This is a genomic window from Dechloromonas sp. CZR5, from assembly GCF_008711155.1.
GTDB lineage: Bacteria > Pseudomonadota > Gammaproteobacteria > Burkholderiales > Rhodocyclaceae > Azonexus.
On the sequence record NZ_VUYQ01000003.1, the window covers coordinates 315,131 to 338,674 of the forward strand.

Consider the following 23,544-nt stretch of genomic DNA (forward strand, 5'->3'; position numbering starts at 1 on the left):
GGCGACGCCCATCATGCCGGTGAGCCGAGCGCGGCCAAGGCTGCGGCCAGGCCGCCGGCGACCAGTTTCACCGGAATGGCCAGCATCAGGTTGAGCGGCAGGCCGAAGTCCTCGATATGCAGGCCATCGCCGTCAACTGGCCGGCCATCGCACAACGCGACCCGACCTTGCTGCCGGCGGACCCGATCGACCGTCGATTCCAGGCTGTCGACATAGCCGACGACCGGCTTGCCCAGCGCCAGCGCATAGCCGACCTCGACACAGGTTCCGGAATCCGGCTCGCAGCCGCGAAATGGGTTGAGATTGGCAAGCAGCGCATCGGCCTGGCGAATCAGGTCGATATTGGCGTGAAAGATGCCCGCCGCGGTGGTTTCCACCCCATCAAGGGGGATCAGGGCCTCATGCCCCGCCTGCCGGCAGAGCGTACGCGCATCGTCAGCCCAGCGCAGGGCATCCGGCCGAAAAACGTCGGGACCGGCGATATAGAGTTTCATGTGTCGTTTCATAAAAAATGTCGTCGTTAAAGCAACGACGGGTTGGCAAACAGGCGTCTCCGGGTGTATTTTCTATGCTTTTCACCCGTGAATTATCGTCCATCGGCGACAATGCACCCCGGCCTCCACGCCTTTGTCCCGATTTACCGATCACTCTGCCGAAAGAACCATGAAAGCAAGCGCCCTTATCCTCGCCGCCGCCCTGAGCATTCCAGCCCTCGCCAGTGCAGCCGATCCGGTCAAGTTCCAGGTCTTCCTTGATGGCGAGTTGAAGCACTCCGTATCGCTGGCCGGCCCGCATTCCCAATTCAAGTTCTCGCCGGAAGGTTTGACCGACACGACACTGGAGTTCCGGTTGATCGCTCCCGAACCCTTGATTCTGGAAATGAAGGAAGTCATCGCCAACGGTACCTCCCCGGAGGCTACCGGCAGGATTTCGCTGATCAAACCGGGCAGTTCGGCGAGCGCGACCGATATCAAGGGCGCCCAATTCAAGCATGCCTACGTGGTCGTCCGCCAGGAATAACGACAACCGCCTGAAGGCACACCAATGAAAAAGGCCGTTCGCTTGAACGGCCTTTTTCATTGTGCGGTAACGGATCAGTTCAGCTTTTCCGGGCTGCCGCAGCATTGCTTGAATTTCTTGCCGCTGCCGCAAGGACACGGGTCGTTGCGGCCGATCTTGTCTTCGCTGCGCTGCGCGGTGCCGCCGGAACGCTTGTTGCGCCAGAAGTTGTACAGGGTCTGCACGATGACCGGCAGGTTTTCCTGGATATCGGCCACCAGACGGGCTTCCTCGGCTGGCGGAAACCAGCGCTCGCCGTTCTTTTCGGCATCTTCCTTGAGCATGCCGTTGAGCAGGAACATCGGCTCGAGCAGTTCGGACAGGTCATCGGCGTGCTTGCCGGCCAGTTCGTACCAGTCGCCGGCCAGTCCCGCCCCGAAAACGTAGGAATCGGCCCAGGCCTCGAAATCGTAGTTCTCGCAGCTTTCGTCCACCGGGTAGAGGATGGGCGAGATCGTTTCGTCGGCCAGCAACGCAGCGGCAATATCGTTGTTCAGGCGCATCAGCAGTTCGACGGTTTCGCCAACTACCGGGTCGCCTGACTCCATGCCGTTGCCCAGCACCTCGGGCAGCCAGATGGTCGGCAAGACCGGCTCCGGGGCGCTGACCACAGCACAGATGACCGCCTGCGCTTCGTCCAGGCGCATGGCGTCACCCTTGAATACCTCGTGTTCCAGCAGTTCTTCGAGCCGGTCGAGATCGGCATCGGTCAAAGGTTTGGGGTTCATTTACGTTGTCCTCCGGAATCCTTGGATTTTAGCCCAATTTCCGACGCTCCCCGGCGAATTCGCGGGCTGCATTACGGCATCGGTTCGGCATCGCCAGCCCCCGCGGCCGATGCACCGCTCTGCCGGGCCTGCATGAAACGCCCCGGCGACACGCCGAAAGCCCGCTTGAACATGGCCGAGAATGCCGCCTGGCTCGCATAGCCCAACTCGGCCGCCACCTCGCCGAGCGGCCGGCTGCGCCCGATCATGTCCAGCGCACAGGCCAGCCTGAGCTGCTGGCGCCAGGCGCCGAAGCTCATCTGCAGCTCATCCCGGAACAGCCGGGCGAGCGTCCGTTCGCTTGCGCCAACCCGGACGGCCCACTCGCCCAGCGCCATCGCCGAGGCCGGTTCCGCCATCAGTGCCTCGCAGAGCGCCTGCAGGCGGCGATCCCGGGGCAGCGGCAGACCCAGCGACAAGGTCGGCGCCTGCCGCATTTCGGTCAGCAGCAGGCGGATCATCAGGTCGCGGCGTTCCGCGTCGCCCGGCGTTTCGCGCCCCACCCGGCTGAGCGACTCGATCAGGCTGCGCATGAGGTCTGAGACTTCGATGACGGTACAGGCTTCCAGCGGCAAGGGCGCCACTTCCCGCGCGACATAGACGGTGCGCAGCTCGACCTGCCCCAGCATGGCGACTTCGTGCTCGATGCCGGGTGGAATCCATACCGCCCTGAATGCCGGCGTCAGCCAGCTCGTCCCGGCAGCAGACACGCGGATCGCACCACGCAGCGGATAGGCCAGTTGCGCCCAGTCGTGGCTATGCCAGGGAACGACGACGTCCGGCGGCGGCTGGCGGAGGTTTACCGTCAGCGGCTCGCTCAGGGTAGGTGCTCGGCGCGGCACCGGATCGAAAGGGAGCGATGTCAGCATTGCGATAATTTTTGTCCGATTATTGCAATACGGTCAAGGCGAAGTTTCCTACACTCGCCCTACCCAACCGAGCGCCACGGACGATGACCACCGCCACCCTGCCCCCAGCCACACACAGCGATTTCGAAACGATCAGCCTGATCGGCTTCGTGCATGCCGTCTCGCATTTTTTCCACCTGTTGCTGCCACCGCTGTTTCCCTGGCTGATGCCTGAATTCGGCCTGAGCTTCACGGCAATCGGCGTGACGATGACGGTTTTTTTCGTCGTCTCGGGTATCGGGCAGGCTTCTGCGGGGTTTCTGGTCGACCGCTTCGGTGCCGCCCGCGTCCTCGGTTGCGGCATTGCCTGCTTCGCGCTGGCCGGAGTCGTGCTCCACTTCGCGACGGGGCTGCCCATGCTGATTGCCGTCGCCGCACTGGCCGGGCTGGGCAACAGCGTTTTTCACCCGGCCGACTTCACCGTCCTCAACCGCCACGTTTCCCAATCGCGCCTCGGCCATGCCTTCTCGGTGCACGGCCTCTCCGGCAACCTCGGCTGGGCGGCCGCACCGATCTTCATGACCGGCATCGCCGCCTCCGCCGGCTGGCGCACGGCAGCGCTGGCGGCCAGCCTCGTCGCCCTGCTCGCCATCGCGCTGCTCTTCTGGCGCCGCGAAGCGATCACCGATACCGCCGCACACCACGCCGAAAAAGCGCAGGAAAATGCCGGCCCCACCTTCGCCTTCCTGGGTTCTCGGGCGGTCTGGCTGTGCTTTCTGTTCTTCCTGCTCATCACGGCGGCCTTCGGCACCATCCAGAATTTCGCCAGCCCCATCCTGCAGGCCATGTACAGCCTGTCGCTGACGACGGCGGCCTTCGCCTTGTCGACCTACCTGGTCGGCAGCGCCTGCGGCATCGTTCTCGGCGGCTTTCTCGCGCAGAAAGGCGAACACGACCTACTGATCGCCGGCGCGCTGGGGCTTGCCGCTCTCCTCGCCGTCCTGCTCGCCAGCGCTATACTGCCTGCCGGGCTGATCCTGCCGCTGATGGCCGGCATCGGCTTCTGCACCGGCATCGCCGGCCCGTCGCGCGACCTGCTGGTACGCAAGGCGGCCACCGCCCGCTTCGGCAAGGCCGCCTACGGACGGGTCTACGGCTTCGTCTATTCCGGGCTCGATCTCGGTCTGGCAACTGCCCCGCTGATCTTCGGCGGCCTGATGGATGCGGGAAAATTCGGCACCGTGCTGGTCGGTATCGCCATCCTGCAAACCCTCGCCATTTTCAGCGCCCTGCGCGTGGGCAAGAGCGTGTAGCCTACAGCCCCCGCGCCCAACCCGGCCGCAGACGGGCTGTTTCGGGTGTGACTATGGCTTGCCGGACCTGCTGCAACAGGCGTTCCTTGTCGGCACCCAGCGTTCCCTTGAGGATCAGCCAGTTCGATGCATGGTCGCTGCGGAAGACCGTGCGTTTCAGGTCCAGACCGGACAGGAAGCGCTCCATCTCGACGAACAGTTCATGCCGGTCGAGCGGCTCCCAGCCGGGAAAGCCGGCACGCAAGCGCCCCTCGCCCGTGGGAAAACTGACCACCAGCGTCGCCAGGTACTCAGGCTGGGTGGCGTTGGCCAAGCGTGCCGAATTGTCGGCATGCTGCGGCGACAGCATCTTGCCGCCCAGGCCGTTCAGGATCATGACCGAACGGGTGATGCCGGCGTTGCCCAGCTTGTCCAATGCATCGCAAGTGCTGTCGAAGGTTTCGCCCTTCTGGACGGCGGCAAGCACCTGGTCGTCGCCGGATTCGGCCCCGACGTAGACCATTTTCAGGCCGGCGGCAGACAGCTCGTCGATTTCCTGCTGGCTTTTCTTGCGCAGGTTGCGCGGCAGGCAGTAAGAGGAAATACGGCGAACGGCCGGCATGTGCGTGTGGATGGCCTCGAGGATGGCAAGCAGGCGCCGGGTGGGCAGCACCAGGGCATCGCCATCGGCGAGGAAAACCCGGCGAATCTGGTCGCCGTAGCGCTCGCCGGTCAGGCGAATGCTTTCCAGGACTTCGTCCTCGTCGCGCGCCCGGAATTTCTTCTGCGGCGCGGTGTACATCTCGCAGAAGGTGCACTGGTTCCACGAGCAGCCGTCGGTCACCGGCAGGATCAGCGATTCCGCCTCGCTCGGCGGGCGGAATACCGGCTCGACGTAGCGGATCGGAATCACGCCGCGCCGGCCTTGGCGATGAAGGCCGCTGGAACGGTGGTCGGCTTGCGCTCGGTGTAGTCGAAGAACATGATCCCGTGCTTGCCGCGAGCCACTTCCCGTCCGCTGTCCTTGTCGGCCAGTTGCCAGACCAGATCGCAGCCGTACTTGTTGAAATCGTTGGCAGCCATCCGGACCAATAGCGTTTCGCCGTGAAAGGCTTCGGAACGATACTGGGCAGCCACGTCGGCAACGATGATGCCGACGCCCTCGACATCGAGTTCGGTATAGCCGAGGAACTTGAAGAAGCGGACCCGCGCTTCGGACACGAGCGACATCAGCTGGGCATTGTCGAGGTGATGGCCATAGTTGATGTGGCCGATGTAGATCGGGATTTCGGTCGAGAACGGAAATGCTGCGGGGAGTTCGATCTTGATGCGGGGCATGGGTCTGGCGCCGGATAGGTAAAAAAGGGAATTCTAGGGCTTGCAGCGTAGAATCGGGTAACCATCGGAGATCACCATGAAACAGATCGACCACAACCGCCTCGATGAAATCGTCCTCGCTGCCCGGAAGGCCGCAGACCTTCGCGCCGAGGGCTACCGCGAAAAAGCGCTCAAGATCTACCCTTGGATTTGCGGCCGCTGCGCCCGCGAATTCACCCACGCCAACCTGCGCGAGCTGACCGTGCATCATCGCGATCACAATCACGACAACAACCCGGCGGATGGCAGCAACTGGGAACTGCTATGCCTTTACTGCCATGACAATGAGCACCAGAAGCAGATCGAGGCCGATCGCGGCCGCACCGATGCGCGTACCGGACGTACCGGCAGCGCGACGCACAATCCCTTTGCCGCGCTGCAATCGCTGCTGAAACAGAAGGAATAGCCGGCTCTGCGGTCGCGCCGTTCTGCTAGTTGCCCCCCACAGTGGGCGATGGCAACTCGACCTGCAGCATCGCACCACCGAGCCGGGCCGATTCGCCGATTTGCAGCTTGCCATGATGCTGGCGAGCGATTTCCCGCACGATGGCCAGCCCCAGGCCGCAACCATCGCCCGTCTGGCCGGCCGGCCGGTAGAAGCGCTCGCCGATGCGCGGTCTTTCGCTTTCGGCGATGCCCGGCCCGCTGTCTTCGACCCGCAACCAGGCCGTCACCCCTTCCTGGGCGCAGCTGACGGTAACCACGCCACCCTCAGGGGTGTGACGCAAGGCGTTATCAAGCAGGTTGGCCAGCAGTTCCTGCAGCAGCAGTTCGTTGCCGGCCACTAAAGCCGGAGAAAGCTCGAAACCGAGATCGATATCCTTGGCGATGGCCTTGGGGAGCCAGTTTTCGGCAACCGACCTGACCAGGTCCGCCAACGAGATGACTGCCGACGTCTGCGGCAAGCTCGGCTCGGCCCGGGCCAGCGCCAATAGCTGTTCGACGAGATGCCCCAGGCGCCCGGCTGCGGCGTGGATTCCCGACAGAACGCCCTTGCCGGACTGCCCGGATTCCTGCTGGGCAGCCTCGACCTGCGCCAGCAAGGCCGCAATGGGTGTCCTCAGTTGGTGGGCCGCATCCGAAACAAAATTGCGCTGACTCGACAAGGCCTGGTCGAGGCGGCGCAACAAACCGTTGATTTCGGTCACCACTTGCTGCATTTCCTCCGGCACGTCGGCCGTCACCGGCCGGAGATCGGCGGGGGAACGGTCGGCCAGCTCGGACTGCAGGTCGTCGAGCGGGCGCAGACCGGAGCGCACCCCCGACCAGATGACCAGGCAGGCCACCACGACCAGCAGGATTTCCGGCAGCACCATGGCGAGCAGGATGTCGCGAACCAGCTCCTGGCGCTTGACCAGGGTTTCGGCCGCGATGATCGTCACCAGTTGATCATCCATGCGCCGCTGATAGGCGGCAAGGCGGATCGACTCCTCATCGAGCGTACCGTCGTAGTACCAACGCCCGTCGTTTCCCAGTTGCTGCCAGCTCTCCCTCGGCGGCATGGGCAATTCCGGATTTCCGTCGAGCAACTCGCCAGCCGCGCCATGCACGGCATAGAAAATCTGGTCGAACTTGTCGGTCAACAACACGGCCCGCGCCTGTTGCGACAAGGGTAACTGGAGGCGCCCATCGACGACCCGCAGCTGTTCGGCAATGGTGAAGGCCGTATCCAGCAAACCCCGGTCGTAGGCCTTGGTCGCCGCGCGCAAGGCTACCCAGTAAGCCGCCAGCGCCCCAAGCAGCAACAGGATCAACATCGCCGGCAGCAACCGGTCGATGAGCATCAGGCGCAGGCTGAGCGCGCTACGCGGCCGCATCGTCGGGTTTTTCGAGGAAATATCCCAAACCGCGTACCGTGCGGATCGTGATGCCGGCGACTTCGATTTTGCCGCGCAGCCTGGACATCAGCTTTTCGATGGCATTGGTCGAAATATCGTCCTGCCAGCCATACAGGGCCTGCATCAGCTGCTCCTTGCTGACGATGCGATTGACGCGCCCGGACAGAAATTCCAGGGCCGCCCATTCCCGGGCATTCAGATCGAGAGGGGTGTCATCGAGCCAGGCTCGCTTGCCGACGGTATCCAGCCGCAGGCGGCCAAGCATGAAATCCGGCACGGCGCCGCCCTGTCCGCGCCGGATCAGCGCCCTGACGCGTGCTTCCAGTTCGTCGAGGCGCACCGGCTTGACCACGTAGTCGTCGGCACCGAGATCGAGCAGGCGGACCCGCTCCTCGACGGCAAGTCGCGCCGACAGAATCAGAACGGGCGTTTGCTGGCGGCGGGCACGCAGACGCTGCAATACTTCGCTGCCATCCAGTCCGGGCAAGCCGAGATCGAGGACGGCCAGATCGTAACCATCGCTGGACAACAATTGATCCGCGGCACGCCCATCCGCAGCGGTGTCGACAAGATAGCCGGAATGGCGCAAGGCACGTGCCAATCCATCGGCAAGCAGGGCATCGTCTTCAATCAACAGAATACGCATAAAATCAGTCAGAATTCAGTCAGGCCAATTCCATACGATAGCACGCTGACTTTTGGTTTGATGCGATGCGACGCCTCCTGATTCTTTTGCTTTCCGTTCCGGGCCTTGCTTTCGCTGACCCGGGCATGCCCCTGACGCTCCGCGACGCCGAGACGCTGTGGCGGGAGCAAAGCCGTGAACTCAAACTTGCCGATATCGTCGTTGCCGGTGCCACGGCCGATGTCCGCACCGCTGCCCAGCGTCCCAACCCCGACCTGACGATCAACGCCCTGTCGATCAGCCCGCAGTCCGGGTACGGTGGCGGCCCGCTCAAAGACAAGAAGATGGACACCCAGCTCCGCCTCGACCAGCTGATCGAACGCGGCGGCAAGCGCGACCTGCGCATCAAGGGCGCCGAAGCCCGCGTCGATGCGGCGAAGTTCGAGCGCGACGACACGGCACGCCAGCAACTGGGCGACTTGCGCCAGGCCTACTACAACCTGCGCCTCGCCCAGGAAAAGCTCACCCTCGCCCGTGAATCGGCGGCGCTGTACGAAAAGAGCGCCCAGGCCGGCCGCCTGCGCCAGAAAGCCGGCGATCTGGCGCCGGTCGACGTCTCCCGCCTACAGATCGACCAAGCGCGTGCCGAGGCTGATGCCCGCCAAGCCCAGGCAGACCTCGCCGTCGCACAACAAATGCTGGCCTACCTGATCGGCCGCGACGCCGAGGCCGATCAGATCGTCGCCACCGATGGCTGGCCGCAACTCGAAGCCATCGCCCTCAACGCCCATCCGCTCGATCAACGCCCGGATCTCGCCGCTGCCCAGAAGCGCATGGCCGCCGCCGAGGCCGACCGCGACCTGGCCCGTGCCAAGCGCAGCCGCGACGTCACGGTCGGCGTGCAATACGAACGCAACCTGCAGAACGCGCCGACCAACAGCTATGGTTTCGGTGTCAGCGTGCCGCTCTTCATCTGGCACGAATACGAAGGCGAAATCGGCCGTGCCGAGGCCGATTACAACGCCGCCCGGCTGCAATACGACCAGCAGCAGGCGGTCGCCATCGGGCAGGTCGCCCAGGCACGCAATGCCCTGCTCGCCTCGCGCGACCGCATGCAGCGGCTGGAAGGCGGCCTGCTGACCGACGCCGAACGCGTCGCCAAGGCCGCCGAACTTGCCTACAGCAAGGGGGCCATGGGCCTGATGGATTTGCTCGACGCCCGCCGCACCCTGCGCCAGATACAGATCGAAGCCGCCAGCGCGCGCGCCGATTACGCCAAAGCCTTGTCGGACTGGCAGGTCCAGGCCGAATTCAGGAAGAATCCATGAAGCTGAGCACTCTTCTTATTACCCTGCTGCTGGCGCTGGCCGGCTGTTCCGCCGAACCCGAGTCACAAAAGGCCGCGGCGGTGAAGGTCGACGGCGACCTCGCCCTGCTCGCCGAGCCGGACAAGGCCACATTCCTGAAACTCGCCACCGTCGAAAAGGACAAGGGCGGCCTGCTGCGTCTGCCCGGCCGCCTGGTATGGAACGAGGAAAAGACCGTGCGCGTCTTCCCGCAAGTGGGCGGACGGGTCCAGAGCATCGCCGTCGATATCGGCAATCCGGTCAAGATCGGTCAGACGCTGGCCATACTGAGCTCCCCCGACTACGGCCAGGCGCTGGCCGATGCCCGCAAGGCGCGTGCAGATGCCCAGGTCGCCGCGCAGGCGCTGGAACGCAACCGCGTGCTGCGCGAAGCCGGCGTCGTCGCCGAGAAGGATTGGCAACAAGCCGAAGCAACAGCCATTGCCGCCAAGGCCGAGGCGGAGCGGGCCAGCCGCCGTGTCGCCGGCCTCGGTGGCGAAGGCGATGGAACCTATGCCCTGCGCAGCCCGCTGGCCGGCACCGTCGTCGAACGCAACCTCAATCCCGGCCAGGAGTTCCGCCCCGACCAATCCGGCTCGCCCTTGTTCGTCGTCACCGACCCGGGCAGCCTGTGGATTCAGGTTGACGCCGGCGAAGCCGATCTGTCGAAGCTGAAGAAAGGCGAACCGCTGCTCATCGAGTCCAAGCAATACCCCGGCGAGCGTTTCAAGGGCGTCATTCGCCATGTGGCCGACTTCGTCGATCCGAATACCCGTACCATCAAGATTCGCGGCGAAGTCCCCAACGCCGACCGTCGCTTGAAAGGCGAGATGTTCGTCAATGCGCTGGTCGAGCTGGAACCGACGGCCGCATTGCGCGCCCCGGCAGCGGCGGTATTCCTGTTCGGCAACAAGCGCTATGTCTTCGTCGAGGAAGCGCCGGGCCGCTACCGGCGGCAGGCCGTCGAGGCCGGCGCCGAGCGCGAAGGCCTGATCGACCTGATGGCCGGCGTCAAGGAAGGCGACAAGGTCGTTATCGAGGGCAGCCTGCACCTGCTGAAATACTTCAAGCCGGCTGCCGCCGCTGAAAAACAGGCAGCCAAATGATCAAGCGCATCGTTCATTTCGCGCTTACCCAGCCACTGTTCATCATTCTGGGCGTCCTGCTGTTCATCGGCATCGGTACCGCTTCGTTCCGCTCGCTGCCGATCGAGGCCTTCCCGGACGTGACCGACACCCAGGTCACCATCATCTCGCTCTACCCCGGCCGCGCGCCGGAAGAAGTCGAGAAGCAGGTCACCATTCCGCTCGAAATCGCACTCTCCGGCGTGCCGAACTCGATCCGCATGTTCTCGCACACGCAGTTCGGCCTGTCGTTCATCGTCGTCACCTTCGACGAGAAACCCAGCCTGTTCATGGCCCGGCAACTGATCCAGGAACGCCTGCGCGGCCTCGACCTGCCGCCCGGCGTTGAACCGGAACTGGCGCCGCCGGCCACCGCCACCGGTGAAATCTTCCGCTACCGCCTGGAGGCTCCCGGCCTCAAGCCAACCGAAATCCGCGCCATCCAGGACTGGACGGTCGTCCGCCAGATCAAGCAGGTCTCCGGCATTGCCGACGTGGTGTCGTTGGGCGGGCCGATCCGCCAGTACGAGGTACGCCCCAACCTGCCCAAGCTGCGCGACTACAAGATCACCCTCGGCCAGTTGTTCAATGCGCTGCAGCGGGCCAATGCCAATGCCGGTGGCGGCTCGGTCGCGCAGGGGCGCCAGCAGTTCCTGATCCGCTCGCTCGGCCTGCTGCGTTCATCGGCCGATATCGGCCAGGTGGTCGTCGCCGAGAACAACGGCACCCCTATCCTGGTCCGCGATATCGCCGAAGTCGTCGAATCGCGCGTGCCGGAACAGGGCATCGTCGGCATCAGCGACGCCAACGGCGACCAGGACGACGTGGTGTCCGGCATCGTCCTGCTGCGCAAGGACGAAAACCCGTCCATGGTCCTCGACGCGCTGAAGGCCAAGGTCGATGCACTCAACAATGGCGGCCTGCCGCACGGCGTGCAGATCGTGCCCTTCTACGACCGCTCGTGGCTGATCAGCAAGACGCTGAAAACCGTCTTCATGAACCTGCTCGAAGGCGCCCTACTCGTCACGCTGGTGCTTTACCTTTTCCTCGCCGATCTGCGCGCTGCCGGTATCGTCGCCTCGATCATTCCGCTCGCCCTGCTCGGCACCTTCACCGGCCTGTCGCTGGTCGGCATCCCGGCGAACCTGCTGTCGCTGGGCGCCATGGACTTCGGCATCATTGTCGATGGCGCGGTCATCGTCATCGAAAACATCTTCCGGCGCCTTGGCGAGGCGAACCGGGACGACGACCACCGCCCGCACATCCGGACCATCCAGGAGGCCGTCGTCGAAATCGGCCGGCCGACGGTGTTCTCGATGATCATCATCATCGTCGCCCACCTGCCCATTTTCACCATGCAGCGCCATGAAGGAAAAATCTTCGCGCCCATGGCCTACTCGGTCGTCGCCGCGCTGATCACCTCGCTGATCCTGTCGCTGACGCTGGTGCCCCTGCTCTCCAAGATCGCCTTCAAAAAGAATGTGCCGCACGAGGAAACCAGACTGATGCGCTGGTTCATGGATCGCTACGAACCGGCGCTCAAATGGGTGCTTGCCCACGCCAAGCGTGTACTGGCCATCGCGCTCACCGCCCTGGCCATCACGGCAACCCTGGTACCGCAACTGGGCACCGAATTCCTGCCGGAACTGAACGAAGGTTCGATCTGGATCAACATCACACTGCCGACCTCGGTGTCGGTCGACGAGGCGAAAGGCGAACTGCGCAAGCTGCGGCGCATCATCGCCGACTTCCCCGAGGTCAATGCGGTGATTTCCAAGGGCGGCCGGCCGGAAGACGGCACCGACCCCAAGAACATCAACATGACCGAGATGCTGGTCGACCTGAAGCCCGACAGCCAATGGCGCAAGGGCATGACCAAGGACCAGCTGGTTCGCGAGATGGAGGACAAGCTGAACGACATGCCGGGCATCGAACCGACCTTCAGTCAGCCGGTGCGCGACCAGATTCTCGAATCCATCTCGCAGATCGACGGCCAGATCGTCATCAAGCTGTTTGGCGACGACACGGCCACCCTTAAGCTGCACGCCAACCAGTTGCTCGACAAGATCGGCAACGTGCCGGGCGTTGCCCGCGCCTTCATCGACCGCGACGGCGACCTGCCGCAATACCGCCTGGAAATCGATCGCGCCGCTGCCGCCCGCTACGGCCTGAATGTGATGGACGTGCAGGATGTCGTCGAAACGGCGCTCGCCGGCAAGGCAGCCACCGAGCTGTGGGAAGGCGACCGCCATTTCAGCGTCGTCGTCCGCCTCGCCGAGCCGTCGCGCCAGCTCGACAAGCTGAAGGACGTGCTGGTGCCGACGCCGAACGGCGCCCAGGTCCCGCTCTCCGCGCTGGTCGATTTCAAGATGGCGAGCGGCGCCATGAACATCGCCCGCGAATCGGGACAGCGCGTCGTCGCCATCGGCGTCTTCATCCGCGACCGCGACATGGGCAGCGTGGTGGCCGACATGCAGAACCACGCCAAGGAGATCAAGCTGCCGGAAGGCTACTCGATCACCTGGTCCGGCGAGTTCGAGAACCAGGAACGCGCCATGAAGCGCCTGATGCTGGTCGTGCCGTTATCCATCCTGATGATCTTCCTGCTGCTGTTCGACGCCTTCGAGTCGTTCAAGGATGCGCTGATCATCATCTGCAACATCCCCTTCGCGCTGATCGGCGGCATCTTCGCCCTGCTCATCTCCGGGATACCGCTCTCGGTATCGGCCGCCATCGGCTTCATTGCGCTGTTCGGGCAGGCGGTCTTGAACGGGGTGGTGATGGTCAGCTACATCAACCAATTGAAGCAGCAGAAACTCGATGATTACCAGGCCGTCTTCCAGGGAGCCTTGTCTCGCCTGCGCACCGTGCTGATGACTGCCCTGCTCGCCATGCTCGGCCTGCTGCCGATGGCGCTGTCGCACGGTATCGGTTCCGAAACCCAGCGTCCACTAGCCCTGGTCGTCATTGGCGGCCTGATCTCGGCCACGGTGCTGACGCTCTTCGTGCTGCCGGCTCTGTACTACTACGTTGCCACGCACCCGAGGCTGTCGCGCGCGCTGCATTGAGGTCCGGATGAACGCGCTGTGGCTGCGCTTCCTGATGCTGCTATCGATTGCCTGCCTGGCGCTCCCCGGGCAGGCTGTCACGGACGATGAAGTCCAGGTCGATTACCGCGACGGCCTGTACATCGCCACCCTGCACCTCAAGTCCCCGGTCGCACCCGGCATCGCCCTCAAGGTGCTGACCGACTTCGAGCACATGGCGGACTTCATGCCCGGCGTGCTGGCCAGTCGCGTGGTTTCCCATCACGGCAACGTCTATGAAGTGGCCCAGCGCGGCAAGGTCAGCTTCGGGCCGTTTTCCATGTCGTTCGAAAGCCTGCGCCGCATCGAGGTCATCGACGATAACCGCATCCTCTCCCGCTCGATTTCCGGCTCGGCCAAGCGCATGCAGAGCGAAATGAAACTCCATCCACAGGGCAGCGGAACACAGATCGACTATCACATCGAAATCGAGCCCGACAGCTGGATACCCTCCTCGCTCGGCAGCAACTTCCTGCAGCACGAACTGGCCGAACAATTCAATGCCCTCGGCCGGGAAATGCAGCGCCGCCGGGGAATGCCCGGATCTTGACGCATCAGGCCCGTTTCAGGGCCCATCGAGCTGCCGCGCTACAGCTGTGCGCCTTGCCGGCCTACGCCGCCAGCACCGACCGCAAGGCACCGATCAATGCGGGAAGTCGTTCGCTCAGCTGTTTCAGTGCCGCATCGGCCCCTGCGTCATCGCCGCTCTTGAGCGCACTGTCGAGCTCGCTGGCAAGGTCGTAAATGGGTCGTACCCCCAGGTTCCCGGTGGCACCTTTCAGGGTATGGGCGACACCTTGGGCAGCTTTGGTGTCATGCCGATCAAGCAGTTCGAGCAGCCGTTCCGCGTCGCCCCCATGCGCATCGACGAAGAGCGTCAGCAAGCGGCGGTAAAACGGCAGCTTGCCCCCGGCAAGCTTGAGGCCTGCTTCCAGATCGAGATCGCCGATTTGCGCCAGGGCAGCGTAAAGGTCGGCATCGGTTTCATTTACTACCGGCGCCTCTGCGAACACGACTCTTTCTTCGACGGTTTTTTCGGCGCAGCTTGGCAGCCACTTCAGCAAGGTGGCATAGAGCAGCTCAGGTTCGACCGGTTTGGCGACGTGATCGTTCATGCCGGCCAGTCTGGCGCTCGCCTTGTCCTCGTCGAAGGCATTGGCTGTCATCGCCAGGATCGGCGTGTCCTGCCAACCCGGCAGCGCACGAATGGCGGCTGTCGCACCCAGCCCGTCAAGATTGGGCATCTGGATGTCCATCAGCACCAGGTCGTACTGCTGTCGGCGAGCGAGTTCGACCGCATCGACCCCGTCCACGGCAACATCCACCCGCATATTGACGGCGTGCAGCAACTCCAGTGCCACTTCGCGATTGATCGGGTTGTCTTCGGCAAGCAACAGATGGGCGCGCTTCGATCGTTCGCGCAACCGGGTTTCCGCATCGCAACCGGAAGCGGCCACTGCCGGCAGGATTCCCCGGCCACGCTGCAGCCGGGCGGTGAACCAGAAGGTGCTCCCCTTGCCGGGAATGCTCTCCGCTCCAGCCTCTCCACCCATCAACTCGGACAAGCGGCGGGTGATGACGAGGCCGAGGCCCGTGCCCCCGAATTGCCGGGTCGTCGAGGCATCAGCCTGGGCGAAGGACTGGAAGAGCGTGGCAAGCTTTTCCGGCTCGATGCCGATACCGGTGTCGCGCACCTCGAAGCGCACGAACAGATCGTCGCCTTGCTCTTCAAGCAGCTTGGCAGCGAGAGTCAGGCGCCCCTGCTCGGTGAATTTGAGGGCGTTGCCGGCATAGTTGAGTACACCCTGCCGCAGACGCACGACATCGCCACACAACCAGACAGGTACCGCATCGGTATCGATGTGAATCTCCACGCCCTTCTGGCTGGCGGCATCGGCAAGCAGGGAGCGCACGTGATCGAGAACAGCCGAAAGCGTGAAATCGTTGTGCTCCAGCTGCAATTTGCCGGCTTCAATCTTGGATATGTCGAGGATGTCGTTGATGATGGAAAGCAGGTGCTTGCCCGCGGCATTGATCTTCCCCAGCCGGTCTGCCTGTGCCGGTGTCGCTTCGCTGCCCAGGAGGTAGGTCAGGCCGAGGATGGCATTCATCGGCGTGCGGATCTCGTGCGACATGTTGGCCAGGAAGGTGCTTTTCGCGGCACTCGCCTGCTCGGCCTGCGACTTGGCCAGCGCCAGGTCGGCCGTACGCTGCCCGACCTCTTCTTCGAGCGTCTGCGTACGCTGCTGCTGGGCGGCCCGCTGTGCGGCGATCTCGGCGGTCATGCAATCGAAGGCGTTGGCCAGGCGTCCCAGTTCGTCGCCTTGATGCAACTCGATCGGCGCCGGCTTTTCGCCCTTGCCGATCGCGTCGACGGCTTGCGTGATCCTGCCCAGCGGCCGACTGACAATGCGCTGGATGGCGCTGTGCATGAGCCACAGGCTGGGAAGAATCAGCAGCAAGCCAATCGCCAGCAGCAACCCGGCGCCGATCAGTATCCGGCTATCGATGCCGGCTTTCGGCAACAGCGTCACCCAATACCACCCCAGGCCATCGATCCGGCTCCACGCGATCCAGTGCGTGCCGTCCGGCGAGCGTTCAACGCCGGACGGTAGTCCGCTGCCCCTGATGACCCCGTCCATCTGTTCGAGCAGCGGGTCGCCAAGGGTGGCAATCGCCAACTGGCCTTGCGCTTCGACAATCCGTTGCTGAAGCTGCGGATGCGCGATCAACTGGCTTTTATCGTCGATGATCAGGTGGTACTCGCCGGTTGCACCGTTCTGATCGACATTGGTCAGCAAGCTCTCGACCGTGATATCGAGTCCGACGGTACCGACCCATACGCCCTGCCAGTCAAGCGGCTGAATCGCCGAAATCATCCAGGCTCCGGCCTGGTTATCCAGATAGACCGGCGTCCAGAAAGGCCGGCGCTCCGGATTTTTGTCCGGTCGCGAGTTGGCCATGGTCGGATAGTTGAAGTTGTCGGTTTGCGGCGTCGCCTTGGCTCCCCAATCGATGCCGCGCGAGTAAACCATCAGCCCGACCTCGACGAAATCCATGTAAACCGAAAAAAAAGGCGGCACCATCGCCGGCCCCTGCTCGCGCAGCAGGTCGTAGCTGGCAACCGCCCGCCGCCTGGCCGAGGCATCGTCGGCATTGCGCAGGTAAAGCGTGGGCGCGCGGCGGGTATCGACCAGCTCCGGGCGCAGGCGCCAGAGGCCATCGTCGGCACGGGCAAACAATTCGAAAAAACGTCGATCGGCAGTTGCGGGGTTCTGCGCCTGAAGGCGCTCGAGCAATTCGCCGTGCAAGCGCCGGACGCTGTCATTCGCCTGGCGAAAGATGTCCCGGTGAGCCTGGGCACGGGCCTGCGCCATCTGCCAAATGGCGACCGACAAGGAATCGTCGGTGGCATTCCGCAGGGCGACGAAGCCCAGGGCAGTGAGCAAAAGCAGCAGTGCCAGAATCAACGACCCCATGGAAAATGCGAGGCGGCGGGAAACGCTGTCGATCATTGATCAGGATGCAAAAAAGGTGACGGGACAATCGGTGTGCCCCGAGTATCCACGGATGAATAACCCATCGTCAACCAGGGCTTTTTACCAGGAAGATCGGCCTCCGCGCATTTTTTCCACTTGACCTGGAAGCGCTTGCGTACCCCTGGCGAACGGCCTCGTAGCCTGCCTCCAGCCCGCCGAGCGGCTGACGCTAACTCCCTTGCCCCGCTGCCGCGCCGCAGGCGTGGCAAAAACGTGCGAAAGCGCTTTTCCGCTCTTTGCATTGGCCGCAGTGGTCGAACAGGCAGATACCGCAGTGCGGGCAGTAATCGATCGCCGTATTGGTCAGATCAACCGACCGCTCGCAACCGGGGCAGACCTTTTTGGCCAGCCGCGCCAGCGCCGTGTCGTAGCTGAGTTCCTTGCGCCGCTCGATATCGGGCAGCGCTTCGGCCTGCTTCTGTTTTTCCAGGTAGCGATTGAGGGCGACGATGGCGTAGCGGCCCACCAGCACGGTAAGGACGATGCCAACCACGTAGCGCACGTACCCGCCGTAGCTGGGCAGGTAGGGTACCAGCTCGACGAAGAAGGCGAAAAGCGCAAAGTAGATGAAGCCCCAGACGAATGGCCACCAGGTGCTGTGGCGCTTCCTGGCGAACAACCAGCCGGCGGCGACCAGCAGCGGCAGGGTCAGCAGCAGGCGATAACCGAACACGCGCAATTCCTGATCGCGCAGTTCGACATCCAGCTTTTGCGACGCGGCGTCTTCGAGTTCGTGCAGGTCGCGCTGAACCTTCGCCTCGGCCTGACGGGCATCGAGCAGGTTCTGCTGCTGGCGCTCGACATCGGACAACGCCTTGCGCTCAAGTATCTTCAACTCATCCAGCGCCTGGGTCCGTTCGATCAGTTCACGGTCCTGCTCCGGACGCTGGGTGGCATGACGGGTCGCCAGCCAGTTGTTGAAGGTATCGCGTGCGCTTCCGGAATTGGCGCGGGCGGCATTGAGTTTCAACTGCGCCTGATCGTTGGCGTCCTGGGCCACCTGGCGTTTTTCCTGCAAGCTGCGCAGTTCGGCGCGCAGGCTCTCGGCAGCCGGCTTGTCGATGAAATCGTCGAGTGTGTAGCGATGTTCGACTTTGGGAAGGTTGGCGACGATCGTTCCGCCCAACCCGATCAGGAAGCTCGCGAAAACGAAGGCCACGATCCACAACCCGAAACGGAACCATTTTTCCGACAAACGCAACGCTTTGCTCATGCTTTCGCTCCTCCGGAGATCATTTTGCGGGCAGCGCCGAATACCTGCATGCCGAGCAGGGCGAGTGCACCACCGACCACCCCGACCATTGCTTCCATCGCCATCGATGCCGGGACGCTCCCCCAACCGGCAAGGCCGGCGAACGCTTCGATACCGTGATGCAACGCCGGAATGCCGTGCACCAGAATACTGCCGCCAACCAGGAACATTGCTGCGGTGCCCAGCACGGCGAGCAGCCGCATCAACCTGGGAGCCGCCAGCAACAGGCCCTTGCCAAGCGATTGGGCGGCGCCGGAATCCTTTTTCAACAGCCAGACGCCGATGTCGTCCATCTTCACGATAGCGGCAACGATGCCGTAGACACCGACCGTCATGATCACGCCAATACCGGCCAGCACGGCAACCTGCGTCGAAAAGGGCTGCCCGGCGACCGTACCGAGCGCAATGACGATGATCTCGGCGGAGAGCACAAAATCGGTACGGATGGCTCCCTTGATCTTGTCCGCCTCGAAGGCAGCCAGATCGACACTTTCATTGGCCACCGCCGCCAGTTCCTCGGCGTGGTGCGCGGCATCTTCCTCGGTGCTGTGCAACCACTTGTGCGCGAGCTTCTCGACGCCCTCCAGGCACAGGTAGATACCGCCCAGCATCAGCAGGGGCATGACCGCCCACGGCATGAAGGCGCTGATCAGCAATGCGGCGGGCACCAAAATCAACTTGTTCCTGAACGATCCAACCGCTACGGCCCACACCACGGGCAGTTCGCGTTCGGCGGCCACACCGGCCACCTGCTGGGCATTGAGCGCCAGATCGTCGCCCAATACGCCGGCCGTCTTCCTGGCGGCCACCTTGGTCAGTACGGCGACGTCGTCGAGGATCGTCGCGATATCGTCAATCAGTGCAAGCAGGCTGGCACCAGCCATGGGGAACTCCGTTCGCTGTCGGGACGGCGCCGGTTTGGCGCATGGGATTGTTCAGGTAGTTAACGTCGATGGAAAACTCGCACGGCCGGGGCGCCCGTCGCAGCGCCAAGGCTGGGTTCCGTCTCCCGGCTATCAGATTTCGCTGAACACCGTGTCGGCGGGCAGGCGGGACTTCGGCAGCCTGGCGTTGAAATCCTGTTCGCTGCCGTAACCCAGCGCGCACATGACGACCGCGCGCAAACCCTTTTGCGGCAGGCCGAGTGCCTCGTCCAGCTTCAACACGTCGATCCCTTCCATCGGACAGGCATCGACGCCGAGCGCGGCGGCGGCCTGCATCAGATTGCCGAGTGCGATGTAGATCTGGCGGTCGGCCCAGGCATCGGCATCGTTCAACTGGTCGCGGTGCAGGCCGACGTAAAAACTGCGCGATTTGGATTGCCCTGCCCTGGCGTCCGGCGTGGCAAAGCGACCATCGGCCTCTTCCTGATCCAGCAGGCTGTTCAGATACGCCTCGTCAAGCGCGGTACGCGCACAGAAGACCACAACGTGCGAGGCGCCGCGTACCTTGCCGGCGTTGTAGGCAAAAGCGCCGTCGAGCGTCGCGGCCAGCGCCTCCTTGCCGGCATCGCTACCGGCGATGACAAAGTGCCAGGGCTGGCTGTTCACCGAAGAAGGGGCGAAACGCAGCACGGTCTTCAGGTCGTCCAGCACGCTGCCGGGAATTTTGCGGGTCGGATCGAAGGCCTTGCAGGTACGGCGTGTTGTGGCGATTTGAGCAACGTTCATGAGAGGCGTCCTTTTCATCGATATCTATATTGGAGGATTGCGGCGAGCGCTGCGGCAGGTAGAATCGCGCTCCGCGCCACTTCGGTGAGCGACCGCCATTATCACCCAAGATTCCAAATCGCATGTCCGACTACTCCGCCTCATCCATCCGCGTCCTCAAGGACCTCGAACCCGTCAAGGAACGTCCCGGGATGTACACCCGGACGACCTGCCCGACCCATATCGTGCAGGAAGTCATCGACAACGCCGCCGACGAGGCACTGGCCGGTTTCGCCAAGAAGATTTCAGTGCGCATTGCGGCCGACGGGCTGATCGAGGTTTCCGACAACGGTCGCGGCATCCCGGTCGAGATTCACCCGGAGGAAGGCAAGCCTGCCGTCGAACTGGTCTTCTGCAAGCTGCACGCCGGCGGCAAGTTCAACAAGAAGGAATCGGGCAACGCCTACCGCTTTTCCGGCGGCCTGCACGGTGTCGGCGTCTCGGTGACCAATGCCCTATCGACACGGCTGGAAGTCGAGATCAAGCGCGGCGGTGGCGTGCACAAAATCGCCTTTGCCGACGGCTTCGTGATCGAACCGCTGGCCCGCATCGGCGACGTCGGCCCGCGCACCACCGGCACGACGGTTCGCATCTCGCCGGACCCCAAGTATTTCGATTCGCCCAAGGTCAATCTCGGCCAGCTTGAGCACCTGCTGCGCTCCAAGGCCGTGCTGATGCCCAACGTCACGGTCGAACTGGAGATTGAAGGCCAGGAGAAGAAGACCTGGTGCTACCAGAACGGCATGGCCGACTACCTGGCCGAGATGATGGTCGGCACGCCGGTAGCGCCGATCTTCGTGGGCGAAAAATACGTCGAGGTCGAAAACGGCTTTGCGGTCGGCGAAGGCGCCACCTGGGCGCTCGCCTGGTTCGAGGAAGGCGGCGGCAAGCCGGAAAGCTACGTCAACCTGATCCCGACGCTGGATGGCGGCACGCACGAAGCCGGCCTGAAATCCGGCGTTTTCGAAGCAGTGAAAGCCTTCGCCGACCACCACGCCATCCTGCCCGCCAAGGTCAAGCTGGCGCAGGAAGACGTCTGCGGCAAGATGACCTACCTGCTCTCGGCCAAGGTGCTCGACCCGCAGTTCCAGGGTCAGACCAAGGAAAAGCTGACCAGCCGCGACGCCTACAAGCTGGTCGCCCAGATGGTGCGCGACCCCTTCGAGCTATGGCTGAACAGCCATGCCGATTTCGGCAAGAAGATCGCCGAACTGGCCGTCAAGGCGGCGCAGAACCGCATGAAATCGACGCAGAAGGTCGAAAAAAAGAAGTCCTCCGGCATCGCCACGCTGCCCGGCAAGCTGACCGACTGCGAGTCGGACGACATCAGCCGCAACGAACTCTTCCTGGTCGAGGGCGACTCGGCCGGCGGCTCCGCCAAGCAAGGCCGAGACAAGGAAACCCAGGCCGTGCTGCCCTTGCGCGGCAAGGTGCTGAACACCTGGGAGGTCGATCGCGACCAGCTGTTCAAGAACAACGAGGTGCATGATATTTCCGTTGCCGTCGGCGTCGATCCGCACGGCATCGACCAGATCGACTCCGTTGACGTCTCCGGCCTGCGCTACGGCCGCGTCATCGTCATGTCCGATGCCGACGTCGATGGCTCGCACATCCAGGTGCTGCTGTTCACGCTCTTCCTCAAGCACTTCCCGGCCCTGGTCGAGAAGGGCCACATCCACGTCGCCCAGCCGCCGCTGTTCCGTGTCGACGTCGAAGCCAAGGGGCACACCCGCAAGGTGTATTGCCTGGACGAGGCGGAAAAGCAGCAAACCCTGCACAAGCTGCGTGAGGAAGGCATACCAGAACACCGGATTACGGTCTCCCGATTCAAAGGCCTGGGCGAAATGAACCCCGACCAGCTCTGGGAAACCACCCTCTGCCCGGACACCCGTCGTCTCGTGCCCTTCCAGGCCGACCGCGACACCATCCTGCAGATGCACCGTACCTTCACGCTGCTGATGGGCAAGGGCGAGGCTTCCGGACGCCGGCAATGGATGGAGAAGGATGGCGGACTGGTCGAGGCTGACGTCTAAGCGTCAGCCTGAAACGTCCGGACCGAATAGCTCACCCAGAAATTCGATCATCGCCTGTACCCGAGGAAGGCGCTGGCGGTCGGGCAGATAAACGGCATAGATCGGGTAATGTGCCGGATCGCATTGCCCGGCAAGAATTTCGACCGCCTCACCTCTGAGCACGCGGCTGCGCATGAACAATTCGTTCAGGTAGCCGATCCCCAGTCCCTGAGCAACCATCTCTTCCAGCACGGCCGTCGTATTGGCCCGATATCGCCCGGATACGACATGGTCGCCGCCACCCACTGCCGGCGCGAAACGCAGATGATTGAGGTGGGAAATGCTTTGATGGCTGACGAAACGATGGCCTTCGAGATCGTCTGGCGTCTGCGGCGTACCGTAACGCCGCAGGTATGCCGGGGCGGCAAAGAGACCGCGCCGAAAGCTTCCAACATGTCGGGCGACGAGGCTCTCATCCACAACAGACCCGACACGCACGGCGAGATCGATGGCATCCAGCGAAAAATCGCTGGCCTTGTCATCGACGATGACGTCCACCGCTAGCCCTGGATGGCGTTCGGCCAGCATGGGCAAGGCCGGCACAATCAATCCTTCAGCGAACGACGAGCTGATGGCCAGGCGCACCATGCCGCTGACTCCGTCACGAGGTACCGCCAACCGCTCACCGATTTCGGCCAGTTTCGTCAGACTGGATCGGCCGAGATCGACCGCCACCTCACCCTCCGGGGTCAGGCTCAGCCCGTGCGTCGAGCGACGCAGTAGCCGCACACTCCAGACTGCCTCCAGCCGCTGGACGGCCCGCGACACACTCGATGTCGGAAGATTGCGCTCTCGTGCCACTGCCGAAAAGCTACCTAGTTCGACGGTACGGATCAGGATCGCCAAATCCCCTGGCATCACATTTTGCCAACCGGGCACCTTGACCACGGTATCGGTGTTGCGTGGCATGCAAAACCCCTTTCCTTTTCATGGCCTCGCCGCAGACTGGAACGCTGCCTAAGCTGTTCCTGACGCCGCCCTTCGCCGTCTGACAGGAGCATACGATGAACCGCATAAATCCAGAAGTATTCGACGCCCATCGACGTCTCGCCGAAACCCTGCGCAAGGCTGCCATCCGCCGCTGGAACCCACTATCCTGGATTCTTTCAGCCTGTCATGCGCTACAGGCCCGTATTGCCCGATACGCAACATCGCGGCGTCCGCACCACTGAACCGCCTTCGGCCGCCATGCTGTATTGCCACCTCGTACTCGGTGCCGACTTGTCGGAAGCGCTGGTCGAATTTATCGCCCGACACCTCACCGAATTGCTCGCCGATGCTTTTGTTCTTCCCCCTCAACACATCACCATCCGGATCGACAGTGCGCCACCCTCTCGATATTTCATTGGCGGACGGCTATACGACCGCCTCCCGCCTTGCCTGGTTACCGTCCATCACTCGTCATGCACACCGTGTGGGCACGAACTCGACGCATTGCGCATCACCATGCTGCGCTTTCTGAGGAAGACTTTCGGACATCCGACATTCGACAGCCAGATTCGCTTCGTGCCGACGGCTCCGGTGTGCGCTACCATGACAATCGCTTCGAGTCCGTAAATCCCCGCCTCCTCTCGTTCCGATCCACCCGGCTGCAAGCCGCCCGCCGCTCT

Annotated in this window: 21 protein-coding genes; 9 read left to right on the forward strand and 12 right to left on the reverse strand. The window is 63.2% G+C overall.

The genetic code is table 11. The features are described 5' to 3' along the window. Nucleotides 1-11: 11 nt before the first annotated feature. The gene (locus F1002_RS10370) at nt 12-494 is read right to left on the reverse strand and encodes a nucleoside 2-deoxyribosyltransferase (protein ID WP_150428956.1); all 483 of its coding nucleotides are present in this window, start codon (nt 492-494) and stop codon (nt 12-14) included. Nucleotides 495-663: 169 nt separating this feature from the next. On the opposite strand from F1002_RS10370, the gene F1002_RS10375 reads away from it, so the two are divergent. Continuing rightward, nucleotides 664-1,020 carry a hypothetical protein gene (locus F1002_RS10375; protein WP_150428957.1) on the forward strand — a complete coding sequence of 119 codons (357 nt, stop codon included), beginning with the start codon at nt 664-666 and terminating at the stop codon, nt 1,018-1,020. A gap of 74 nt (nt 1,021-1,094) precedes the next feature. On the opposite strand, the gene F1002_RS10380 is transcribed toward F1002_RS10375, so the two are convergent. Both F1002_RS10380 and F1002_RS10385 read right to left on the reverse strand, forming a co-directional pair. Next, on the reverse strand, nt 1,095-1,787 hold the full coding sequence (locus F1002_RS10380) for a YecA family protein (RefSeq protein ID WP_150429273.1): 693 nt from the start codon (nt 1,785-1,787) through the stop codon (nt 1,095-1,097). Between the two features lie 71 nt (nt 1,788-1,858). Then, nucleotides 1,859-2,695: a helix-turn-helix domain-containing protein gene (locus F1002_RS10385; protein ID WP_150428958.1), complete on the reverse strand. Its 837-nt coding sequence runs from the start codon at nt 2,693-2,695 to the stop codon at nt 1,859-1,861. Between the two features lie 83 nt (nt 2,696-2,778). On the opposite strand from F1002_RS10385, the gene F1002_RS10390 reads away from it, so the two are divergent. After that, nucleotides 2,779-3,987, forward strand: a complete 1,209-nt coding sequence (locus tag F1002_RS10390; RefSeq protein ID WP_150428959.1) for an MFS transporter — start codon at nt 2,779-2,781, stop codon at nt 3,985-3,987. Between the two features lies 1 nt (nt 3,988). Here the strand turns inward: F1002_RS10390 and F1002_RS10395 are convergent, their stop codons facing one another. Then, nucleotides 3,989-4,879: a radical SAM protein gene (locus tag F1002_RS10395; protein WP_150428960.1), complete on the reverse strand. Its 891-nt coding sequence runs from the start codon at nt 4,877-4,879 to the stop codon at nt 3,989-3,991. Next, a complete protein-coding gene (locus F1002_RS10400; protein ID WP_150428961.1) occupies nt 4,876-5,304 on the reverse strand; it encodes a thioesterase family protein in 429 nt (142 codons plus the stop codon). Before F1002_RS10400 ends, F1002_RS10395 begins: the two co-directional genes overlap by 4 nt. Nucleotides 5,305-5,380: 76 nt before the next feature. Between F1002_RS10400 and F1002_RS10405 the strand changes: the two genes are divergently transcribed. Beyond that, on the forward strand, nt 5,381-5,749 hold the full coding sequence (locus F1002_RS10405) for a YajD family HNH nuclease (protein ID WP_191090366.1): 369 nt from the start codon (nt 5,381-5,383) through the stop codon (nt 5,747-5,749). A gap of 25 nt (nt 5,750-5,774) precedes the next feature. Here the strand turns inward: F1002_RS10405 and F1002_RS10410 are convergent, their stop codons facing one another. Further along, nucleotides 5,775-7,160: a sensor histidine kinase gene (locus F1002_RS10410; RefSeq protein ID WP_150428963.1), complete on the reverse strand. Its 1,386-nt coding sequence runs from the start codon at nt 7,158-7,160 to the stop codon at nt 5,775-5,777. Continuing rightward, entirely contained in the window at nt 7,147-7,827 is a 681-nt protein-coding gene (locus F1002_RS10415; RefSeq protein ID WP_150428964.1) for a response regulator transcription factor, read from the reverse strand. The genes F1002_RS10410 and F1002_RS10415 overlap by 14 nt, the downstream gene beginning before the upstream one ends. A gap of 125 nt (nt 7,828-7,952) precedes the next feature. On the opposite strand from F1002_RS10415, the gene F1002_RS10420 reads away from it, so the two are divergent. The 4 genes from F1002_RS10420 to F1002_RS10435 are packed head-to-tail and all read left to right on the forward strand — an operon-like array spanning nt 7,953 to nt 13,912. Beyond that, the gene (locus tag F1002_RS10420) at nt 7,953-9,134 is read left to right on the forward strand and encodes a TolC family protein (RefSeq protein WP_223879543.1); all 1,182 of its coding nucleotides are present in this window, start codon (nt 7,953-7,955) and stop codon (nt 9,132-9,134) included. Then, on the forward strand, nt 9,131-10,258 hold the full coding sequence (locus tag F1002_RS10425; RefSeq protein WP_150428966.1) for an efflux RND transporter periplasmic adaptor subunit: 1,128 nt from the start codon (nt 9,131-9,133) through the stop codon (nt 10,256-10,258). Before F1002_RS10420 ends, F1002_RS10425 begins: the two co-directional genes overlap by 4 nt. Then, a complete protein-coding gene (locus tag F1002_RS10430; RefSeq protein ID WP_150428967.1) occupies nt 10,255-13,344 on the forward strand; it encodes an efflux RND transporter permease subunit in 3,090 nt (1,029 codons plus the stop codon). Before F1002_RS10425 ends, F1002_RS10430 begins: the two co-directional genes overlap by 4 nt. A gap of 7 nt (nt 13,345-13,351) precedes the next feature. Further along, nucleotides 13,352-13,912, forward strand: a complete 561-nt coding sequence (locus F1002_RS10435) for an SRPBCC family protein (RefSeq protein WP_150428968.1) — start codon at nt 13,352-13,354, stop codon at nt 13,910-13,912. 61 nt (nt 13,913-13,973) lie between these two features. On the opposite strand, the gene F1002_RS10440 is transcribed toward F1002_RS10435, so the two are convergent. The 4 genes from F1002_RS10440 to nfsB form a co-directional block, all read right to left on the reverse strand. Then, nucleotides 13,974-16,877, reverse strand: coding sequence for an ATP-binding protein (locus tag F1002_RS10440; RefSeq protein WP_150428969.1), 2,904 nt, complete (start codon nt 16,875-16,877; stop codon nt 13,974-13,976). A 193-nt stretch (nt 16,878-17,070) separates the two neighbouring features. Continuing rightward, nucleotides 17,071-18,114 carry a zinc ribbon domain-containing protein gene (locus F1002_RS10445; RefSeq protein ID WP_150428970.1) on the reverse strand — a complete coding sequence of 348 codons (1,044 nt, stop codon included), beginning with the start codon at nt 18,112-18,114 and terminating at the stop codon, nt 17,071-17,073. After that, nucleotides 18,111-19,037: a DUF808 domain-containing protein gene (locus F1002_RS10450; RefSeq protein ID WP_150428971.1), complete on the reverse strand. Its 927-nt coding sequence runs from the start codon at nt 19,035-19,037 to the stop codon at nt 18,111-18,113. Before F1002_RS10450 ends, F1002_RS10445 begins: the two co-directional genes overlap by 4 nt. 132 nt (nt 19,038-19,169) lie before the next feature. Further along, complete coding sequence (nfsB, locus tag F1002_RS10455) at nt 19,170-19,823, reverse strand: oxygen-insensitive NAD(P)H nitroreductase (RefSeq protein ID WP_150428972.1); 654 nt, start codon at nt 19,821-19,823, stop codon at nt 19,170-19,172. A gap of 122 nt (nt 19,824-19,945) precedes the next feature. Between nfsB and parE the strand changes: the two genes are divergently transcribed. Next, nucleotides 19,946-21,895 (forward strand): DNA topoisomerase IV subunit B, encoded by a 1,950-nt coding sequence (gene parE / locus F1002_RS10460; RefSeq protein WP_150428973.1) that lies wholly within the window; start codon nt 19,946-19,948, stop codon nt 21,893-21,895. Between the two features lie 3 nt (nt 21,896-21,898). On the opposite strand, the gene F1002_RS10465 is transcribed toward parE, so the two are convergent. Next, a complete protein-coding gene (locus tag F1002_RS10465) occupies nt 21,899-22,843 on the reverse strand; it encodes a LysR family transcriptional regulator (protein ID WP_150428974.1) in 945 nt (314 codons plus the stop codon). 207 nt (nt 22,844-23,050) lie between these two features. Between F1002_RS10465 and F1002_RS10470 the strand changes: the two genes are divergently transcribed. Beyond that, nucleotides 23,051-23,491 carry a hypothetical protein gene (locus F1002_RS10470; RefSeq protein ID WP_150428975.1) on the forward strand — a complete coding sequence of 147 codons (441 nt, stop codon included), beginning with the start codon at nt 23,051-23,053 and terminating at the stop codon, nt 23,489-23,491. The last annotated feature ends 53 nt before the right edge of the window (nt 23,492-23,544 follow it).